Here is a 17,099-nt window from a genome sequence, read left to right on the forward strand (position 1 = left end):
GACGCCATAAACAGAAAGGGCCGCGATGCGGCCCTTTCTGTTGGTGAGCGATGGGGTCGCTCAGGCTGCCATGATGGTCACGGACTTGGTGTTGAGGTAAGCCTCCACGGCCTCCGGGCCGCCCTCGGAGCCGTAGCCGGAATCCTTGACGCCACCGAAGGGCATCTCGGGCGTGGGCGTGGCGGGCTGGTTGATCCAGACCATGCCGGCCTCGATGCGCTGCGACAGCAGGTGCGCGTTCTTGATCGAGCGCGTGTACGCATACGAGGACAGGCCGAAGGGCAGGCGGTTGGCTTCGGCGATGGCGTCCTCGAGCGCGTCGAAGCCGCGGATGGCCGCCACGGGGCCGAAGGGCTCGTCGTTGAACACCGAGGCGTCCAGCGGCACGTCGTCCAGCACGGTGGGCGCGAAGAAGTTGCCTTCGCTGCCGATGCGCTCGCCGCCGGCCACCACCTTGGCGCCCTTGGCGCGCGCGTCCTGCACCACGTTGGCCATGGCCGTCAGGCGGCGCGAATTGGCCAGCGGGCCCATCGACGTGCCTTCGGCGAGGCCGTCGCCGACCTTCAGGCCCTGCGCATGCTTGACCAGCGCGGCGGTGAACTCGGCCTTGATGCTGTTGTGCACCAGGAAGCGCGTGGGCGAGATGCAGACCTGGCCGGCATTGCGGAACTTGGCGGCACCGGCGGCCTTGACGGCCAGGGCGATGTCGGCGTCGTCGGCCACGATCACCGGCGCATGGCCGCCCAGTTCCATGGTGGCGCGCTTCATGTGCTGGCCGGCCATCGCGGCCAGTTGCTTGCCCACCGGGGTGGAGCCGGTGAAGGTGATCTTGCGGATCACCGGATGCGGGATCAGGTAGCTGGAGATCTCGGCCGGATCACCGAACACCAGGCCGACCACGCCGGCCGGCACGCCGGCGTCGACGAAGGCCTTGATCAGGGCGGCGGGCGAGGCGGGCGTCTCTTCGGGCGCCTTCACCAGGAAGGAGCAGCCGGCGGCCAGCGCGGCGCCCAGCTTGCGCACCACCTGGTTGATGGGGAAGTTCCAGGGCGTGAAGGCCGCGACGGGGCCGACCGGCTCCTTGATGACCAGCGACTGCGCGGCCAGGTTGCGCGAGGGCACGATGCGGCCGTACACGCGGCGGCCTTCGTCGGCGAACCATTCGATGATGTCGGCGGCGGCCACGACTTCGATGCGGGCCTCGGCCAGGGGCTTGCCCTGTTCCTGCGTCAGCAGCGGCGCGATCTCGTTGGCGCGCTCGCGCACCAGGCCCGCGGCCTTGCGCATGAGGGCGGCGCGCTCGTGCGCCGGCGTGAAGCGCCAGGCTTCGAAGCCCTTCTGCGCGGCGGCCAGGGCGCGGTCCAGGTCCTCCTTGCCCGCATGGGCCACCTTGCCGATGGGCTGGCCGGTGGCCGGGTTGATCACGTCCAGAGTCTTGCCGCTGGCGGCATCGACCCATTCGTTGGCGATCAGGAGCTGGGTGTTGGGATAGGAAGCGGTCATGCGCGTCGTCGTCCTTGGTGGTCGGTCGGGAGGAGCGGCAGGGGCCAGGGCCGAGAGGCTCGGCGAAGTGCCGCAAGGCGGGAGAGAACGAACAATGCTACCCGCTCGCCACGCCGGTCGCAGAGCCGCGCGCGCAAGTCCGGGCGGCACGAGGCCCCGCGGATAATCGCCTCCCCCTTCTTCCCGCCCCCTTCGCCATGACCGCACGCCGCGCCGCAGCCCCCGTCGCCGACGACAGCTCGCACAACGCGGCCCGGCAGGCCATCCTGGAGGCAGCCCGCGCCGAGTTCGCGGCCAAGGGCCTGGCCGGTGCCCGCGTCAACGAGATCGCGGCACGGGCGGGCGTGAACAAGCAGCTGCTGTACTACTACTTCGGCAACAAGGAAGACCTCTACCGCACCGCCCTGGAAGCGGTCTACGCCGAGATCCGTTCGCTGGAGCGGGACCTGCACCTCGGCGACATGGAACCCACCGCCGCCATGGCGGCGCTCATCGGCTTCTCCTTCGACTACCTGGCCCGCCACCCCGACTTCATCGGGCTGCTCAACCACGAGAACGCGCACGGCGCCGCCCATGTGCGCGACTCGGCGGCGATCCGCGACACCAACTCCCCGCTGATCGAGCTCATCGCCCAGACGCTCGCGCGCGGCATGGCGGCGGGCGTCTTCCGCGCCGGCATCGATGCGGTGGAGCTGTACGTGTCGGTTGCCGGCATGTCGTACTTCTTCTTCTCGAACCGGTTGACCCTGTCCTCCATCTTCGGCCGCGACCTGTGCGAGGGCGGGGCCGTCGAGTCCTACCGCGCCCATGTGGTGAGCTTTGCCATGGCCGGGCTGCGCCCCTGAAGGTGCCCCCTGCTGGCGGGGGCCCCGCGGGCCTGCAGCCGGCCCCACCTGCCATTCGCCCATTTTCAACCAAACGGTTGACAGCATCGGAAGCGGTGCCTACAGTGCATCTCCAAGGCGCCGGAACCGGTGCCGCGGAGTCACCCATGAGCCCAAGCCTTTCCCCCGCGGCGCCTGCGTCCGCGGCCCTGCTGGACCCCACGCAACTGCCCGAGCGCTTCGATTCGGTGGAGGCGCTGGATGCCTTCCTGGCCCGTCCGACCCAGGCCCTGGTGGACGATCTGGCCGCGGTCGAAGGCGACCTGATGATCCTGGGCGTGGCCGGCAAGATGGGCCCGACGCTGGCCCGGCTGGCCCGCAACGCCGCGCCGCACAAGCGCGTGATCGGCGTGGCCCGCTTCAGCGACCCGGCGGTGCGCGAACAGCTGGAGGCCTGGGGCGTGCACACCATCGCCTGCGACCTGCTCGACCGCGATGCGCTGCAGGCCCTGCCGAAGGTGCCCAACATCGTCTTCGCCGCCGGCCACAAGTTCGGCGCCAAGGACAACCAGGCCCTGACCTGGGCCATGAACACCCATGTGCCGGCGCTGGTGGCCGACACCTTCCGCGAATCGCGCATCGTGGCCTTCTCCACCGGCAACATCTATCCGCTGACGCCGGTCGGGCGCCAGGGGGCCTCGGAGCTGACCCCGCCGGCGCCCATCGGCGAATACGCCCAGTCCTGCATCGGCCGCGAGCGCATGTTCCAGTACTTCGGCGCGCGCCATGGCACGCCGGGGCGGCTGTTCCGCCTCAACTACGCCATCGACATGCGCTACGGCGTGCTGCACGACATCGCCGCCAAGGTGCACCGGGGCGAGACCATCGACCTGGCCATGGGCCATGTGAACGTGATCTGGCAGGGCGACGCCAATGCCCAGGCGCTGCGCAGCCTGCGCCACTGCACCACGCCGCCCTCGCCCATCAACTGCACCGGCCCCGAGACCCTCTCCGTGCGCTGGCTGGTCGAGGAATTCGCCCGCCGCATGGACGTGCCGGTGCGGGTGAGCGGGCAGGAGGCGCCCACCGCCCTGCTGTCGGACACCACGCAGGCCACCCGCCTCTTCGGCTATCCCGTCGTGCCGCTGGGCGCGATGCTCGACTGGGTGGCCGACTGGGTGATCCAGCAACGCCCCAGCCTGCACAAGCCGACCAAGTTCGAGGTGCGGGATGGCGCCTTCTGAGGCGACCCGCGCCGACGCCGAGCCGACGCGCGCGGTGCGGCTGGGTGACGCGGACGTGTTCGCCGGCGTGGCGCTGTCCGATGCCGCGGGCTGGAACCAGACGGCCGACGACTGGGCCTTCTTCGCGCGCCACGGCGTCGCCATCGGCCGGCGCACGGCACGCAGCGAGCTGGTGGCCACCGCGGCCGTGCTGCCCTATGGGCCCCTGGCCTGGATCTCCATGGTGCTGGTCGACCGCGATTGGCGCCATCGGGGCCTGGCCAGCGACCTGCTTCGTGAGGCCCTGGACCATCTGGACGAGCAGGGACTGACACCCGTACTCGATGCCACGCCGGCCGGCCAGGCGGTGTACGAGCGCCTCGGCTTCCGCCCCGGCTTCGGCTTCTGCCGCTGGGCGGGCGAGGCCGGCCGACATCCTGCCTCGGTGGTGGACAGCGCGGTGCGGCCCGCCAGCGGCGACGACGAAGACGCATTGACCACCCTCGACCGCAACGCGAGCGGCCTCACGCGCGGCCTGCTGCTGCGCGACCTGCTGGCCCGCCGCGGCACGCGGACGTGGCTGCGGGCGGGCGACGGCGGCCCTTCGGCCTTCGTCATCGCGCGCGAAGGCCGGCGGGCCTGGCAGATCGGCCCCCTGGTGGCGCCCACGAGCGCCCAGGCCCAGGCGCTGCTGCAGACCGCCCTGACCGAACTGGACGGCCCGGTCTTCATCGACGTGCCGGATGCCCACACCGCCCTGCGCGCATGGCTCGGCGCCCAGGGCTTCGCCGTGCAGCGGCCCTTCGTGCGCATGGCGCGGGCGCAGACCCTGCCCGACTGCGTGACCCAACCCTCGGCCGCTCTCTTTGCCGTGGCCGGCCCCGAATTCGGATGACCCCATGCCTCTTGCCGACGACGCCGTGACCCATGCCCGCCAGCTGCTGCAGCGCGGCCTGGCCATTCCTGCCCACCCGCTCGCCCTGGATGCGCAGCGACAGCTGGACGAGCGCCGCCAGCGCGCCCTCACCCGCTACTACCTCGACGCCGGCGCCGGCGGCCTCGCCGTGGGCGTGCACACCACGCAGTTCGCCATCCGCGAGCGGGGGCTGTACGCGCCGGTGCTGAGGCTGGCGGCCGAGACGGCCCGCGACTGGATGGGCTCGCAGCGGGAACTCGCGCTCGTCGCCGGGCTGTGCGGCCCGACCGCCCAGGCCCTGGCCGAGGCCCGGCTGGCGCGCGACCTGGGCTACCACGCCGGCCTGCTGAGCCTGGCCGCCCTGAGCGACCGCAGCGAGGACGAACTCATCGCCCACTGCCAGGCCGTGGCGGCCGAGCTGCCGCTGGTGGGCTTCTACCTGCAGCCGGCGGTCGGCGGCCGAGTGCTCAGCGCAGGCTTCTGGGCCCGCTTCGCGGCCATCGAGCAGGTGGTCGCCATCAAGGTGGCGCCCTTCCACCGCTACCGCACCCTGGACGTGGTGCGCGGCCTGGTGGCGGCACGGGCCGAGGAACGGGTGACGCTCTACACCGGCAATGACGACCACATCGTGCTGGACCTGCTCACGCCGTTCACCGTGATGCGCGACGGCGCACCGGTCACAGTGCGCTTTCGCGGCGGGCTGCTGGGGCACTGGTCGGTCTGGACGCAGAAGGCCGTGCAACTGCTGCAACGCTGCCAGGCCACGGTCGCGGCCGGCGCCGTGCCGGCCGAGCTGCTGGCACTGGACAGCCGCGTCACCGACTGCAACAGCGCCTTCTTCGACGTCGCCAACGACTTCCGCGGCTGCATCGCCGGCTGCCATGAGATCCTGCGCCGCCAGGGCCTGCTCGAAGGCATCTGGTGCCTCGATCCGCAGGAGGGTCTGAGCCCCGGCCAGGCTGACGCGCTGGATCGCGTGTGCCGCGAGCACGCCGACCTGTCCGACGACGAATTCGTGGCCGCGAACCGCGACCGCTGGCTCCGCTGAAACCCCACTCCAGGAACGCCGCATGCACCGTCTGCGCCAGGCCCTCGCCCACTACCTGCCGGCCGTGGGCATCTTCGTCGGCTTCGTGCTCCTGTGGCAGCTGGCGGTGTCGGTCTTCGACATCCGCGAGTACCTGCTGCCCAGCCCGGGGGCCGTGCTGCAGGCCATGGTGAGTCAGGAGATCCCGTGGCTGCAGCATGCCTGGATCACCGCGGTGGAGATCCTCGGCGCCTTCGTGCTGGCCGGCGCTTCCGGCGTGCTGCTGGGCATGGCCATCGCGTGGTCGCCCGGGCTCTCGCGGGCCCTCACGCCCTTCCTGGTCTTCGTCAACACCCTGCCCAAGGTGGCGATCGCGCCGCTGTTCCTGATGTGGCTGGGCTACGGCATCCTCCCCAACATGCTGATCGGCGCGCTCATCGGGTTCTTCCCGGTGGTCATCAACACCGCTGTCGGCCTCACGCAGATCGACCAGGACCTGGTGGACCTGGGCCGCGTGTTCAGCGCGCCCAAGTGGAAGGTCTTCCTCAAGATCCGCATTCCCAATGCCTATCCCTACATCCTGAGCGCGCTGAAGGTCACCGCCACCTCGGCCGTGGTGGGCGCCATCGTGGGCGAGTTCGTCGCCTCGCAGAAGGGCCTGGGCTACGTGATCATCACCACGCAGAGCAGCATGAACACGCCGGCCGCCTTCGCCGCGCTGGTGTGGATCTCCCTGCTGGGCCTGCTGCTGTACGGCCTGGTGGCCGGCCTGTCGCGCCTGCTCGCGCCCTGGGCCGAGGACCGCGCCGGCTGAGGCGCCGCCCATTCCCGAATCCTCCTTCACCGCTTCGTCCTCCCTCCCCAGAAAGGAAGCTGCCATGCCTCTTCGTTCCGCCGCCCTGCAGGCCACCGTGGCCGGCCTCGCGCTGCTGTCGGCCCACGGCCCGGCCCTCGCCCAGCCCAAGGAGAAGTTCACGCTGGCGCTCAACTGGTTCGCCGTGGGCGACCACGCGGCCTACTGGGTGGCGCTGGACAAGGGCTACTACGCCCAGCGCGGCCTGGATGTGAGCATCGAGGCCTCCAAGGGCTCGGGCGACGCCATCGCCAAGGTGGACACCGGCCGCGCCGACGCCGGCCTGGCCGATGCCGTGCCGATCATCTCGGCCGTCTCGCGCGGCGCGCGGGTCAAGATCGTGGGCATCGTCTTCGACAAGACGCCCATGACCTTCTTCAGCCGCAGCGACGCACCGCTGGTGAAGCCCACCGACCTCGAGGGCAAGACCGTGGGTGCGCCGGCCGGCGACAGCCAGCGGCTGGCCTTTCCGGCCTTCGCGCGGCTGAACAGGATCGACCCGCAGAAAGTCACCTGGGTCAACATCGAGCCCACGGCCAAGGTGGCGTCCATCGCCGAGAAGCGCATGGATGGGGTGGCCGACTACACGACGGGCCAGCCCTTCTACGACAAGGCGATGGGCGAGGGAAAGGTGGTGCGCATGGCCTGGGCGGACCATGGCTTCGACCTGTATGCCATGTCGCTCATGGCCAGCGACAAGACCATCGCCGAGCGGCCCCAGCAGCTGCGGGCCTTTCTTGAGGCCTCGTACCAGGGCTGGCGCGACGTCATGAGCAACCCGGAGGAGGCCCTGGCCATCTACAAGAAGCGGGTGCCGGAGATCGACGTGAACGTGATCCGCGCCAACATGCTGCTCGGCTTCGATCTGATGCGCACCCGCAATTTCGCCGACAACGGCCTGGGCGCCATCGACGACAAGAAGATGTGCGCGTCGGTCGACATCGTCAACACCTACATGGGGCTGCCCCGCAAGGTGGACTGCCAGGCCGTCTACACCAAGGGCCTGCTGGCCAAGGTGGCACTGCCGCTGGCCGCGAAGTGAGCGCGCGTCACGAAGGCGGCATCGGCATGGCCTCCACCGCTTCCCCGCCGCCCGGCCCCGGGACGGCGCGGCCGCTGATCGAGGTCGACCATGCCGGCATGGTCTACCCCGCTGAAAGCGGCCCGGTGGAGGCGCTGCGCGACATCTCGCTGTCCATCCACGAGGGCGAGTTCGTCGCGCTGGTCGGGCCGAGCGGCTGCGGCAAGTCCACGCTCATGCGCGCCATGGCCGGGCTGCGGCCGGTGACCAGCGGGCAGGTGCGCGTGCAGGGCGTGCCGGTGGACAAGCCCATTCCACAGGTGGGCATGGTCTTCCAGGCGGCGCTGCTGCTGAAGTGGCGCAGCGTGCTGGACAACGTGCTGCTGCCGGTGGAGCTCGCCGGCCTGGACCGTGCCCGCTACCGCGAGCGCGCGCATGAACTGCTGCGGCTGGTGGGGCTCGGCGACTTTGCCGGCAAGCGGCCCGGCGAACTCTCCGGCGGCATGCAGCAGCGCGCTGCGATGTGCCGCGCACTCATCCTGGACCCACCCATCCTGCTGATGGACGAGCCCTTCGGCGCGCTCGACGCCATGACGCGCGACGACATGAACCTGGAACTGCTGCGCATCTGGGGCCAGGACCAGCCCCGCGCCGCGCGCAAGACCATCGTCTTCGTGACGCACTCCATTCCCGAGGCCGTGTTCCTGGCCGACCGGGTGGTGGTGATGTCGCCGCGCCCGGGCCGCGTGGCGGAGATCCACGACGTGTCCATCGCCCGCCCACGCACCGCCCGGACGCGGGCCACGCCCGAGCTGGGGCAACTGGCCTTCCGCATCTACACCGAGCTGTCCGGCAGCGCCGGCCGCGGCGACGAATGCCGCGACGGGCCGCACTGGTAGGCGGCGCATCCAATGGACGCGCCGCGCCTTCGCGTCACGGCGGTGGACCTGTTCGAGTCCACCTACCGCATGCGCCTGCCCTTTCGCTTCGGGGCCATCACGGTCACGGGCGGCCAGCAGGCCATCGTGCGGCTGCGCATCCGGCTACCGGACGGCCGGGAAGGCGAAGGCTTCGCGGCCGACGCCCTGGCCGCCAAGTGGTTCGACAAGGATGCACGCCTGTCGGACGAGGACAACCAGCACCAGCTGCGCGCCTCGCTGCAGCAGGCGCGCGAGGCCTACCTGGCCGCGCCGCCGCTGAGCGCCTTCGCCCTGTTCGCGCAGCACCACGGCCCCTTGCAGCAGGCCGGGGCACGCCGGGGGCTCAATCCGCTGGTGGCCAGCTATGGGCCGGCCCTGCTCGACCGGGCGGTGCTCGACGCGCTGTGCCGGCTGGAAGGCGTCGGGCTCTGGCAGGCGCTGCACGCCAACCTGCCCGGCATCGAGGCCGCCTCCGTGGCGCCCGACCTGGCGCGACTGGACCTGCCCGCCTTCCTGGCGGGGCAGCAACCGCTGCGGCGCCTGGCCGCTCGCCACACGGTGGGCCTGCTCGACCCGATCACCGCCGCGGACGTGGCCGCCGGCGCCCAGGTGCACGACGGCCTGCCGCAGACGCTGGAAGAGGTGATCGCCGCCTACGGCAACCGGCACTTCAAGATCAAGCTCTCCGGCCAGCCCGGGGCCGACCTCCCACGCCTGGGCCGCATCGCGGCGCTGCTCGACACCCAGCCGCCCGGCTGGGCCGTGACGCTGGACGGCAACGAGCAGTTCGAGGACGCCGCGGCCGTGCTCGCGCTGTGGCGCCAGATGCGCGCCGATCCCGCGCTGGTGTCGCTGTGCGCCGCCGTGCGCTTCATCGAGCAACCCATCGCCCGCGGCCGTGCGCTTACCGCGCCGCTGCCGGACCTGCAGGGCCTGCAGCCGCTGCTCATCGACGAGTCGGACGGCGAACTGGACGCCTTCGTGCGCGCCCGTCAACTGGGCTACCGCGGCGTCTCGACCAAGGCCTGCAAGGGCTTCTACAAGTCCATCCTGAACCGGGCGCGCTGCCTGCTGTGGAACGCGGCGAGCCCGGCCGACCCCTGCTTCATGTCGGCGGAAGACCTCACCACACTGCCGGGGCTGGCCTTGCAGCAGGACCTGGCCCTGGTCGCCTGGCTGGGCATCGGCGACGTGGAGCGCAATGCGCACCACTTCGTGGACGGGTTCCAGGGCCGGCCGGTGGCCGAGGCGCAGGCCTTCCTCGCTGCACACCCCGACCTGTACCAGGCCACGCCCGCCGGCCCGCGGCTTCGGATCGTGGGCGGCGAACTGGCCGTCGGCTCGCTCGCGGCGGCCGGCTTCGGCACAACGGTGTCTCCTACGTTGGACGAGACGCCGGCGATGCCCGCGTCGGCCTGGCCGGCCGGCTGATCCGATCAGCGCCGGGCCACCAGCGCGTCGCGCGCCGCCTGCGCGAAGCCGGCGCCGCGCTCGCCCTCGGCCACGTAGTGCGGCAGGTGCGACAGATGCGGCACGAAGCGCGCCACGTTGGCCACGCCGATGCTGTGGTCGAAGGCCTGGAACATCAGCGCATCGTTGGTCGAATCGCCCACGTAAGCCCAGCGCTCCATCTCGGCGCCCAAGTCGCGGCCCCAGAGTTCGCGCACGATCCAGCGCGCTCCCGACAGCTTGTTGTGCTCGCCGTACCAGCCGTTGATGTGGATGCTGCTCACGGTGGCGTGCATGCCCTCGTGCCGCATGGCCATCACCACCTTGTCGATCTGCGCCTCGGACAGCTGCGTGAACTCGCTGTGGTCGATGGCGATGTCGCATTCGCGGCCCGCGCTGTCGGTGGCGCGGCGCGCGCCCGGGATGCTGGCCTCGATGTGCGCCAGCACGGCCTGCATGCGCGCGAAGTTGGCGGCGCGGGTGGCGGCGTCCTGCTGGTAGCGCTTGTGCAGCATGCGCACACAGCCCGGCTGCCAGGTGCCTTCGGGCACCAGCGCCACGGCGCCGTTCTCCGCCACGATGGCGTCGAGCGGCCAGCGGGCCGCGAAGGGCTCGCTCCAGCCCACGGGCCGGCCGGTGATGGCCACCACCTGCAGGCCGGCGGCCTGCAGTGCAGCCAGCGCATCCAGGGCATCGGGCGTGATGGCGCCGTCGGTGGTCAGCGTGTCGTCGATGTCGGTGAACACGCCCACCAGACCGCGGCGGGCGGCTTCGGGCCAGTCGGCCAACGGCCGCATCGTCTCGTGCCCCATCAGCCGGCCGTCTGCAGCGCCAGGCCGGCGTGCTCGCGCAGGGGATGAAAGTGGATCTTGGGAAAGCGCTCCTGCGCCAGTCGCACGTCGTAGGGGCTGGTGCAGAGGAAGGCCAGCGTGTCGGCCGCGTCGCGTGCCATGCGCATGGGGTAGGCGTTCTCGAACTCGCGCAGCTCGGCTGGCGTGTCGGCCGTGATCCAGCGCGCGCCGGTGTACTGGCAGCCTTCGAGGCGGATGTCGCAGTCGTACTCGGTGTTCAGGCGGTGCTGCACCACTTCGAACTGCAGCTGGCCCACGGCGCCCAGCAGCATGTTGCCGCCGGCCTCGGGCTTGAAGACCTGGATGGCGCCCTCCTCGCCCAGCTGCATCAGGCCCTGCTGCAGCTGCTTGGTGCGCAGCGGGTTCTTGAGCACCACGGTCATGAACATTTCGGGCGCGAAGAAGGGCAGGCCGGTGAACTGCAGGCTGGCGCCGTCGGTGAGGGTGTCGCCCAGCTGCACGCCGCCATGGGTGGTGAAGCCCACGATGTCGCCGGCATAGGCCTCTTCCACCGCCTCCCGGCGCTGGCTCATGAAGGTCACGACGCTGGTGGGCCGCAGCTCCTTGGCGGTGCGCTGCACGCGCAGCTTCATGCCCGGCTGGTACTTGCCGGAGGCGATGCGCACGAAGGCGATGCGGTCGCGGTGGTTGGCGTCCATGTTGGCCTGCACCTTGAAGACCACGCCAGCGAAGTCCTTGTCCTCGGGCTGGATCTCCTTGACCACCGGCTGGCGGTTGACCAGCGTGGTGCTGGTGCGCGGGCGCGGCGCGGGCGCCAGGTCCACCAGCGCGTCCAGGACCTCCATCACACCGAAGTTGTTGACGCCGGAGCCGAAGAACACGGGCGTCTGCTTGCCGGCGAGAAAGGCCTCGTGGTCCCACTCGGGCGAGGCGCCGGTGGCCAGTTCCATGCTCTCCAGGGCGCTGTCGAACTCGGCGCCGAAGCGGGCGCGCAGCTTGTCGGTGTCGCGCAGCGGGATGGTCTCGAAGTCCTGCGGGCGGCGCTCGCTGCCGGACTCGAACACGGTCATGGCCTGCGTGCGCAGGTTGATGATGCCGCCGAAGCTCTTGCCCTGGCCCACGGGCCAGGTCATGGGCACGCAGGGCATGCCCAGCTCGCGCTCCACCTCGTCGAGGATGTCCAGGGGCTCGCGCACCTCGCGGTCCATCTTGTTCACGAACGTGATGATGGGCGTGTCGCGCTGGCGGCAGACCTCGATCAGCCGGCGGGTCTGCGATTCCACGCCGTTGGCGGCGTCGATGACCATCAGGGCCGAGTCCACGGCGGTGAGCACGCGGTAGGTGTCTTCGGAGAAGTCCTTGTGGCCGGGCGTGTCGAGCAGGTTGACCACGTGCTCGCGGTAGCTCATCTGCATCACCGAGCTGGCCACCGAGATGCCGCGCTGCTTCTCGATCTCCATCCAGTCCGAGGTGGCGTGGCGGCTGGCCTTGCGGCCCTTGACGGCGCCAGCGATCTGGATCGCGCCCGAGAACAGCAGCAGCTTTTCCGTCAGCGTGGTCTTGCCCGCGTCGGGGTGGGAAATGATGGCAAACGTGCGTCTGCGCTTGACTTCATTGAGGAAATTCTCGTTCGCCATCGTTCACAGCCCCGTTATGTACACGCCTATGTACACAGTCCTTGACGTACCCATTCGCGTGCACAAATCGGCATCTATGCCAGCGCCCAACCCAGAAGCGCCGGGGGAAGTTTAGCACACCGAGCATATATCTGCTCTTAAGAGCCAACAGAATATGATAATCTGCCCTTGAGAGCATTTTTCTTGACCCGTCGGCGCGCGGCATGGTACTTCTAGAAGAAGAAGCCGCACACGCCAAGGTGAGGACATGACCGCCCGGAACAAACTACTGACTGCCCCTCCCTACCCGGTTGAGCAAACGCTCAAGCGGCTGGGGACGAATCTGCGCACGGCCCGGCTGCGGCGGAACCTGACGATCACGGACATGGCGGAAAAGATCGGCACCGGTGCACGCGCCGTCGCCGATGCGGAGCACGGCAAGCCTTCGACGGGCATCGCCGTATACGCCGCCATGCTGTGGGCGCTCGACCTCCTCGACCAAGTAGCAGACGTGGCAGCCCCGGAGCGCGACGAAGAGGGACAAACGCTCGCGCTGGCACGCGAGCGGGGCCGCGCGCGCCCGAAGGGGGAGTTGAACAATGACTTCTGAAGCCCCTTCGGAATGCTTCGTCTACATCACGCTGCCGGGCGAGACGGAAGCCGTCACGGCGGGGCGCTTTGTCCTCGCTGCGGACCGTCGCGGCATCGCTGAAGGCCGCTTCGTCTATGGGCGTAGCTACCTGGAGCGCCCCAACGCGGTCGCCCTCGATCCCGTCGAGCTGAAGCTCGCGCAGCGTACCTACAACACCGTCGCGCTCGGCGGCATCTTTGGCGCGTTGCGTGACGCCAGCCCCGACTACTGGGGTCGCCTTGTCATCCAGCGCCATCTGGGCAACGCACAGCCCGGGGAAATGGCCTATCTCCTCTTCTCCCCGGACGACCGCGCGGGTGCGCTGGGCTTCGGTCTGAACCAGACGCCACCCGCTCCCAAGCGCACCTTCAACCAGACGCTCGATCTGGCCAAACTCCAGGCTGCCGCGGACGCCATCGTCGCTGACGACGACGGCGCTGCTGCTGGTGCCAGTGCTGCTGATCATGATCAGGTCCAGAGGCTGCTGATGCTCGGCACCTCGATGGGCGGCGCGCGACCGAAAGCCGTCGTTGAGGACGGCGACGCTCTATGGGTAGCGAAGTTCAACCGCCCGGACGATCCATGGAGCAATGCCCGTGTCGAGCACGCCATGCTTCTGTTGGCGCGATCATGCGGCATTGCCACCGCAGAAAGCCGTGTCGTCGAGGTTGGTGGACGCGATGTGCTGCTCGTGAAGCGCTTTGATCGCGAGAAGTCGTCTGGGGGCTATCGCCGGGCCCGCATGGTGAGCGCCCTCACGCTGCTGCGTGCCGAAGACACCTACCAGTCGCGTGACAAGTGGTCGTATGTGCTGCTGGCCGAAGAGCTGCGCCGGGCCTGTGCCGACCCCGAGCGGAATACAGCCGAGCTGTTCCGCCGCATGTGCTTCAATGCGCTGATCTCCAACATCGACGATCATCCGCGCAACCATGCCGTGATCGCACGTGAGCAAGACTGGCAGCTTTCCCCCGCCTACGACTTGACCCCGGCCACGCCGGTCAGTCAGGAGCGACGCGATCTGGCGATGGTGTGCGGCGATGCGGGACGGTTCGCGAGCGCTGGAAACCTGCTTTCGCAATCGGCGCGATTCCTGCTCGAAAAGCCGCAAGCCGAAGGCATGGTGGCAGCGATGGAAGAGCAAATACGCGCGACCTGGTACGCGACGGCACGCGGTGCCGGGGTGACCGCGCGTGACTGCGAGCGAATAGCCGCCGCGTTCGTCTATCCGGGCTTCCGTCAGACGCCGTGAGGGGCCGGTCGCGGCGGGCGACCGCGTGCCCCTCCTGGCTGCTCAACCGGCGACCTTGAACGCCTGCCGGTCGCGCCCCTTGATCCAGGCCGGTTCAGTGCCACGGCCGGACCATGTGGCCCCAGTAGCGGGGTCACGGTAGAGCGGCGCAACCTGCGTATGTCCGCCTCCGCCCCTCCCTGTGCTCTTGGCCGGGCGCGCACCGATCAACTCGGCGGGCTTGAAGCCATGCTGAAGCAGCAACTCTTTCATGGCCCGCAAGACATCGGCGCGGTGCTGACGCTCCTGAGCGCGTTGCTCCGCCTCCAGCAATGAAAGCTCGTGCCGTAGGTCGGCGATGCGCCGCTCAAGCGCGGGCGTGTTCGCCGCCTGGCTCGGCCTGTTGGTCTGGTTCTCCATAGCAAAGACTCCTTTCGTGGGTAAGGGCGATGTGCCCGGTTGAGGAAGGCAGTTCAGGGTCTTGTTCAATCACGCTCTGCGCCCGGCTCGGGGCTGCGCTCCGGGGAGGGATTTGTGGGCGCGCGATCCCTTGCGGGCCGCGCCATGCGATCAAGGACAGGTGCTTTGTCGTCAGCCCTGTCGCGTTCGCGCCGCTGCCGGGTCGCGCGCGCGAAGGCGGCAAGCAAATTCGGGGGATCGCCGGGTCCCCGTGTCACCGCATCCTCAAAGGCGTTCCGGGCATCTCCTGAGCGCTGCGTCGGGGCCAGGCTCGGCGCGCGCGTCTTGGCACGCTTGTCTCTCCGCACGACCCCTTCCAGCGAAGGCATCAGGCCGTCGTTGTCCCCGCGCACGAGAATGCGCTGGCGGGCGCGAATATCCCGCAGCAGGGCGACGATCTCGCGCCGCTCGATGCGTGTGAGCGCCTTCTCGCGGCGTGCTTGTTCCAAAGCTTCGGCCTGGTGCTCCCGCGCCTGATCAATGCGCTCGCGCGTCTGCGCCACTTTCATCGCCAGGAGCTGCGCGCCGTTGGCTTTGAGGCGCTGTGCGTCCTGACGCTTATGCAGCAGGGCGCGTAAGGCCTCAATGCCGGTGATACGACCGAGGAAGGCTGCAAGCCCTGTCGGGCGGTTCTCGCGGCGCTCGCGCTCGATGCCCTTTCGCTGTTCGAGGTAGCGGTGCCGCAGGGCGTCCCGCGCGGCGCGCTGCTGCGTTTCCAGTGCCGCGAAAGTCGTCTGCTGCCGTGCTTCGAGCGCCTGGCGCTCCTGCGCCAGTGCCGTGCGCCGTCCCTGATGCGCGTGCCGCAAGCTCGCAAGCGCGCTCGCGCGCTCTTCCTCTGAAGTCTCTTTGTCGAGGGACACCCGATGCCGCTCGACAAGGGAAATGGCCTCCTCGACGCTCGGCAGGCTTTCGGGCGGAAAGTCCTTGGCCAAAAAGGCGCGCAGGTCTGCGGTCTTGACCGCCTTGTCGTCGATGAGGCGGGCAAGCGCATGGGTGCCTCCGTAGAGATCGACGAGCACGTAGGGGCGATTGCCAGTGGCCAGCAGGTAGCCCTGTGCGCTCAAAGCCCGCACGAAGGCACGTGCCGAATCGCTCTGCTGCCACGCCTGCGTCACCGCACGCATGTGGTCTTCTTTGGACAGCCCGGTCTGCCGCTTCTTCTCACGGTCATAGAGGCTCTCCTGCCCCTTCTCCGCCGACCTCTCGTAGCCCGGCGGAAGCCGCAGGCCGTGATCGCGGGCAAAGGCCCGCGTGACGCGCATGAGCTTCTCGTGGTCGAACGCCAGGTGCACGGCCTTGCCGTTCATCGCGTCGATGCGTGACCAGACGACATGGCAGTGCTCGCGTCCGTACTTCTGGTGGAAGACGATCCCGCGGGGCTGGTTGGTCAGGCCAAGGGCTTCTTCCGTCCGCGCGATGTAGTCCATGTACTGATCGCGCGTGAGCGGTCCCTGCCGAGGGTCGGGGTTGATCGAAAGGCTGTAGAGGTACTTTTCGCAGCGCGTCAGGTCTTCCGCCTGCACCTGCCATTCCTTGAATGCGCCGTGCAAATCAGGAGCAATGGCTCCGCGCAGGTGGGGGAGTTCCGTCACCTCGTTGTCGTAGGCGTTCATCAGGTGGGTGGCGAGGTCCTGCCCGCCGCCGCGCTGCGAGGCAAAGGAAATCACGGCTCCCTCCCGGTAAGCTGCATGAGGAAGGTGCGGATCAATAGCAGCTCATCACGGCAGAGGCGCAAAGCTTCTTCGCACTCCGGTGTGCCGTCCGGCATGACCGCCAGCCTGTCGGCGATGACAGCAGCTTGCGCCAGCAGCGTTGCCGCGGTTGCGCGATCAAGCCGGGGCTGAGGCCGTGCGCGCGGAGCTTCTCCTGCAAAGACAGCGCGCGTGATGAAGCCGTTCACGGAAAGGCCGGAGTTGCGGACGCGCGCAGCGAACTCGTCGCGCAACTTGGCGGGCGGACGATAGGAGATTGGTGGTGCGCGCTTCTTCCGAGCCATGCCAGCACCGTAGGCGGTCGGCACGCCTCCCTTCCTCGCGCGTTCCCCGCGCGGCATGACCGCGAAGCGCAATGCGTCCCCTGCGCCGAAGGGTCGATGGGTTTCCAAAGGGAGAGCCGACATCTCACTTTGGTCGTCGCCGGGGACGAAACCCCGGTCTGGGTCCAGGGGCACGAAGGCCACCTGGTCAAGGGTTGCAAGGGGCTACGAAGTGCCCTTTGCTCGATGGTGTCCACGAGGAGCGCGAAAGCTCCTCTGGTCGCGATGCAACGGCGATGACGTTGCCAACCCGGGAGCCAGCGGCGAAGGGTTGCCCCGAGGGGGTCCACGGGGGACGGGACGGTCCCCCTGGCAAGGTGGGCGTGGTACTACCACGCACACCTTGTGCTCCCTATCGGTCGCAGGGCTCCTTATCCCAGTCTACGGCGCGACTGGTAAAGGAAGCATTGACGCGGGACTTGCGAAGCCCCGCGGAGTCTTTTGGATGTAGCACGCTGTGGGCGCCGATGCAAAAGTGAGCCACCGGGCCGACCGAATATTGAGCCAGGGGTGGAAGCCGACGTTGAGATGGTCGGCTGTGGATAAGTGTAGTTGTCAGCCTGTTTCGTGGACCTCCTGGAT

Annotated in this window: 16 protein-coding genes; 10 read left to right on the forward strand and 6 right to left on the reverse strand. The window is 69.2% G+C overall.

Going from position 1 to position 17,099, the window contains the following annotated elements:
• Positions 1 to 60: 60 nt before the first annotated feature.
• Entirely contained in the window at positions 61 to 1,503 is a 1,443-nt protein-coding gene (locus tag KBC94_RS17470) for an NAD-dependent succinate-semialdehyde dehydrogenase (RefSeq protein ID WP_294372883.1), read from the reverse strand.
• Between the two features lie 197 nt (positions 1,504 to 1,700).
• On the opposite strand from KBC94_RS17470, the gene KBC94_RS17475 reads away from it, so the two are divergent.
• The 8 genes from KBC94_RS17475 to KBC94_RS17510 all read left to right on the forward strand — a co-directional run bounded on the left by KBC94_RS17475 (position 1,701) and on the right by KBC94_RS17510 (position 9,718).
• On the forward strand, positions 1,701 to 2,348 hold the full coding sequence (locus tag KBC94_RS17475) for a TetR/AcrR family transcriptional regulator (protein WP_017761386.1): 648 nt from the start codon (positions 1,701 to 1,703) through the stop codon (positions 2,346 to 2,348).
• A 146-nt stretch (positions 2,349 to 2,494) separates the two neighbouring features.
• Positions 2,495 to 3,571, forward strand: a complete 1,077-nt coding sequence (locus KBC94_RS17480; RefSeq protein WP_294372887.1) for an NAD(P)-dependent oxidoreductase — start codon at positions 2,495 to 2,497, stop codon at positions 3,569 to 3,571.
• Complete coding sequence (locus KBC94_RS17485; protein WP_294372889.1) at positions 3,558 to 4,445, forward strand: GNAT family N-acetyltransferase; 888 nt, start codon at positions 3,558 to 3,560, stop codon at positions 4,443 to 4,445. The genes KBC94_RS17480 and KBC94_RS17485 overlap by 14 nt, the downstream gene beginning before the upstream one ends.
• Before the next feature lie 4 nt (positions 4,446 to 4,449).
• Positions 4,450 to 5,514 (forward strand): dihydrodipicolinate synthase family protein, encoded by a 1,065-nt coding sequence (locus KBC94_RS17490; RefSeq protein WP_294372891.1) that lies wholly within the window; start codon positions 4,450 to 4,452, stop codon positions 5,512 to 5,514.
• A 22-nt stretch (positions 5,515 to 5,536) separates the two neighbouring features.
• Positions 5,537 to 6,307: an ABC transporter permease gene (locus tag KBC94_RS17495; protein WP_114802329.1), complete on the forward strand. Its 771-nt coding sequence runs from the start codon at positions 5,537 to 5,539 to the stop codon at positions 6,305 to 6,307.
• A 64-nt stretch (positions 6,308 to 6,371) separates the two neighbouring features.
• Positions 6,372 to 7,388, forward strand: a complete 1,017-nt coding sequence (locus KBC94_RS17500; RefSeq protein WP_294372894.1) for an ABC transporter substrate-binding protein — start codon at positions 6,372 to 6,374, stop codon at positions 7,386 to 7,388.
• Positions 7,389 to 7,414: 26 nt separating this feature from the next.
• Positions 7,415 to 8,266, forward strand: a complete 852-nt coding sequence (locus KBC94_RS17505; RefSeq protein WP_294372896.1) for an ABC transporter ATP-binding protein — start codon at positions 7,415 to 7,417, stop codon at positions 8,264 to 8,266.
• Positions 8,267 to 8,278: 12 nt separating this feature from the next.
• Positions 8,279 to 9,718 carry a mandelate racemase gene (locus KBC94_RS17510; protein ID WP_294372898.1) on the forward strand — a complete coding sequence of 480 codons (1,440 nt, stop codon included), beginning with the start codon at positions 8,279 to 8,281 and terminating at the stop codon, positions 9,716 to 9,718.
• A 5-nt stretch (positions 9,719 to 9,723) separates the two neighbouring features.
• Here KBC94_RS17510 and KBC94_RS17515 read toward each other — a convergent pair whose 3' ends face one another.
• Together KBC94_RS17515 and KBC94_RS17520 are read right to left on the reverse strand one after the other, a co-directional pair.
• A complete protein-coding gene (locus KBC94_RS17515) occupies positions 9,724 to 10,533 on the reverse strand; it encodes an HAD-IIB family hydrolase (protein WP_294372931.1) in 810 nt (269 codons plus the stop codon).
• A gap of 14 nt (positions 10,534 to 10,547) precedes the next feature.
• Positions 10,548 to 12,185 carry a peptide chain release factor 3 gene (locus KBC94_RS17520; RefSeq protein ID WP_294372900.1) on the reverse strand — a complete coding sequence of 546 codons (1,638 nt, stop codon included), beginning with the start codon at positions 12,183 to 12,185 and terminating at the stop codon, positions 10,548 to 10,550.
• 247 nt (positions 12,186 to 12,432) lie between these two features.
• Here KBC94_RS17520 and KBC94_RS17525 point away from each other — a divergent pair, with 247 nt between their 5' ends.
• A complete protein-coding gene (locus KBC94_RS17525) occupies positions 12,433 to 12,774 on the forward strand; it encodes a helix-turn-helix transcriptional regulator (protein WP_294372902.1) in 342 nt (113 codons plus the stop codon).
• Positions 12,764 to 14,044, forward strand: coding sequence for a type II toxin-antitoxin system HipA family toxin (locus KBC94_RS17530; RefSeq protein ID WP_294372904.1), 1,281 nt, complete (start codon positions 12,764 to 12,766; stop codon positions 14,042 to 14,044). The genes KBC94_RS17525 and KBC94_RS17530 overlap by 11 nt, the downstream gene beginning before the upstream one ends.
• Before the next feature lie 42 nt (positions 14,045 to 14,086).
• Here the strand turns inward: KBC94_RS17530 and KBC94_RS17535 are convergent, their stop codons facing one another.
• The 3 genes from KBC94_RS17535 to KBC94_RS17545 form a co-directional block, all read right to left on the reverse strand.
• Positions 14,087 to 14,443 (reverse strand): H-NS histone family protein, encoded by a 357-nt coding sequence (locus KBC94_RS17535; protein ID WP_294372906.1) that lies wholly within the window; start codon positions 14,441 to 14,443, stop codon positions 14,087 to 14,089.
• 65 nt (positions 14,444 to 14,508) lie between these two features.
• Complete coding sequence (locus KBC94_RS17540; protein WP_294372908.1) at positions 14,509 to 16,149, reverse strand: relaxase/mobilization nuclease domain-containing protein; 1,641 nt, start codon at positions 16,147 to 16,149, stop codon at positions 14,509 to 14,511.
• Positions 16,146 to 16,502 carry a hypothetical protein gene (locus KBC94_RS17545; protein ID WP_294372910.1) on the reverse strand — a complete coding sequence of 119 codons (357 nt, stop codon included), beginning with the start codon at positions 16,500 to 16,502 and terminating at the stop codon, positions 16,146 to 16,148. The genes KBC94_RS17540 and KBC94_RS17545 overlap by 4 nt, the downstream gene beginning before the upstream one ends.
• Positions 16,503 to 17,099 lie beyond the last annotated feature (597 nt).

Origin of the sequence: Pseudacidovorax sp., assembly GCF_017991995.1 — a bacterium.
GTDB lineage: Bacteria > Pseudomonadota > Gammaproteobacteria > Burkholderiales > Burkholderiaceae_C > Xenophilus.

Bases quoted from the DNA above. Each gene is read 5' to 3' on its own strand.
- KBC94_RS17470 (WP_294372883.1), bottom strand. From the start codon at position 1,503: ATGACCGCTTCCTATCCCAACACCCAGCTCCTGATCGCCAACGAATGG.
- KBC94_RS17475 (WP_017761386.1), top strand. From the start codon at position 1,701: ATGACCGCACGCCGCGCCGCAGCCCCCGTCGCCGACGACAGCTCGCAC.
- KBC94_RS17480 (WP_294372887.1), top strand. From the start codon at position 2,495: ATGAGCCCAAGCCTTTCCCCCGCGGCGCCTGCGTCCGCGGCCCTGCTG.
- KBC94_RS17485 (WP_294372889.1), top strand. From the start codon at position 3,558: ATGGCGCCTTCTGAGGCGACCCGCGCCGACGCCGAGCCGACGCGCGCG.
- KBC94_RS17490 (WP_294372891.1), top strand. From the start codon at position 4,450: ATGCCTCTTGCCGACGACGCCGTGACCCATGCCCGCCAGCTGCTGCAG.
- KBC94_RS17495 (WP_114802329.1), top strand. From the start codon at position 5,537: ATGCACCGTCTGCGCCAGGCCCTCGCCCACTACCTGCCGGCCGTGGGC.
- KBC94_RS17500 (WP_294372894.1), top strand. From the start codon at position 6,372: ATGCCTCTTCGTTCCGCCGCCCTGCAGGCCACCGTGGCCGGCCTCGCG.
- KBC94_RS17505 (WP_294372896.1), top strand. From the start codon at position 7,415: ATGGCCTCCACCGCTTCCCCGCCGCCCGGCCCCGGGACGGCGCGGCCG.
- KBC94_RS17510 (WP_294372898.1), top strand. From the start codon at position 8,279: ATGGACGCGCCGCGCCTTCGCGTCACGGCGGTGGACCTGTTCGAGTCC.
- KBC94_RS17515 (WP_294372931.1), bottom strand. From the start codon at position 10,533: ATGCGGCCGTTGGCCGACTGGCCCGAAGCCGCCCGCCGCGGTCTGGTG.
- KBC94_RS17520 (WP_294372900.1), bottom strand. From the start codon at position 12,185: ATGGCGAACGAGAATTTCCTCAATGAAGTCAAGCGCAGACGCACGTTT.
- KBC94_RS17525 (WP_294372902.1), top strand. From the start codon at position 12,433: ATGACCGCCCGGAACAAACTACTGACTGCCCCTCCCTACCCGGTTGAG.
- KBC94_RS17530 (WP_294372904.1), top strand. From the start codon at position 12,764: ATGACTTCTGAAGCCCCTTCGGAATGCTTCGTCTACATCACGCTGCCG.
- KBC94_RS17535 (WP_294372906.1), bottom strand. From the start codon at position 14,443: ATGGAGAACCAGACCAACAGGCCGAGCCAGGCGGCGAACACGCCCGCG.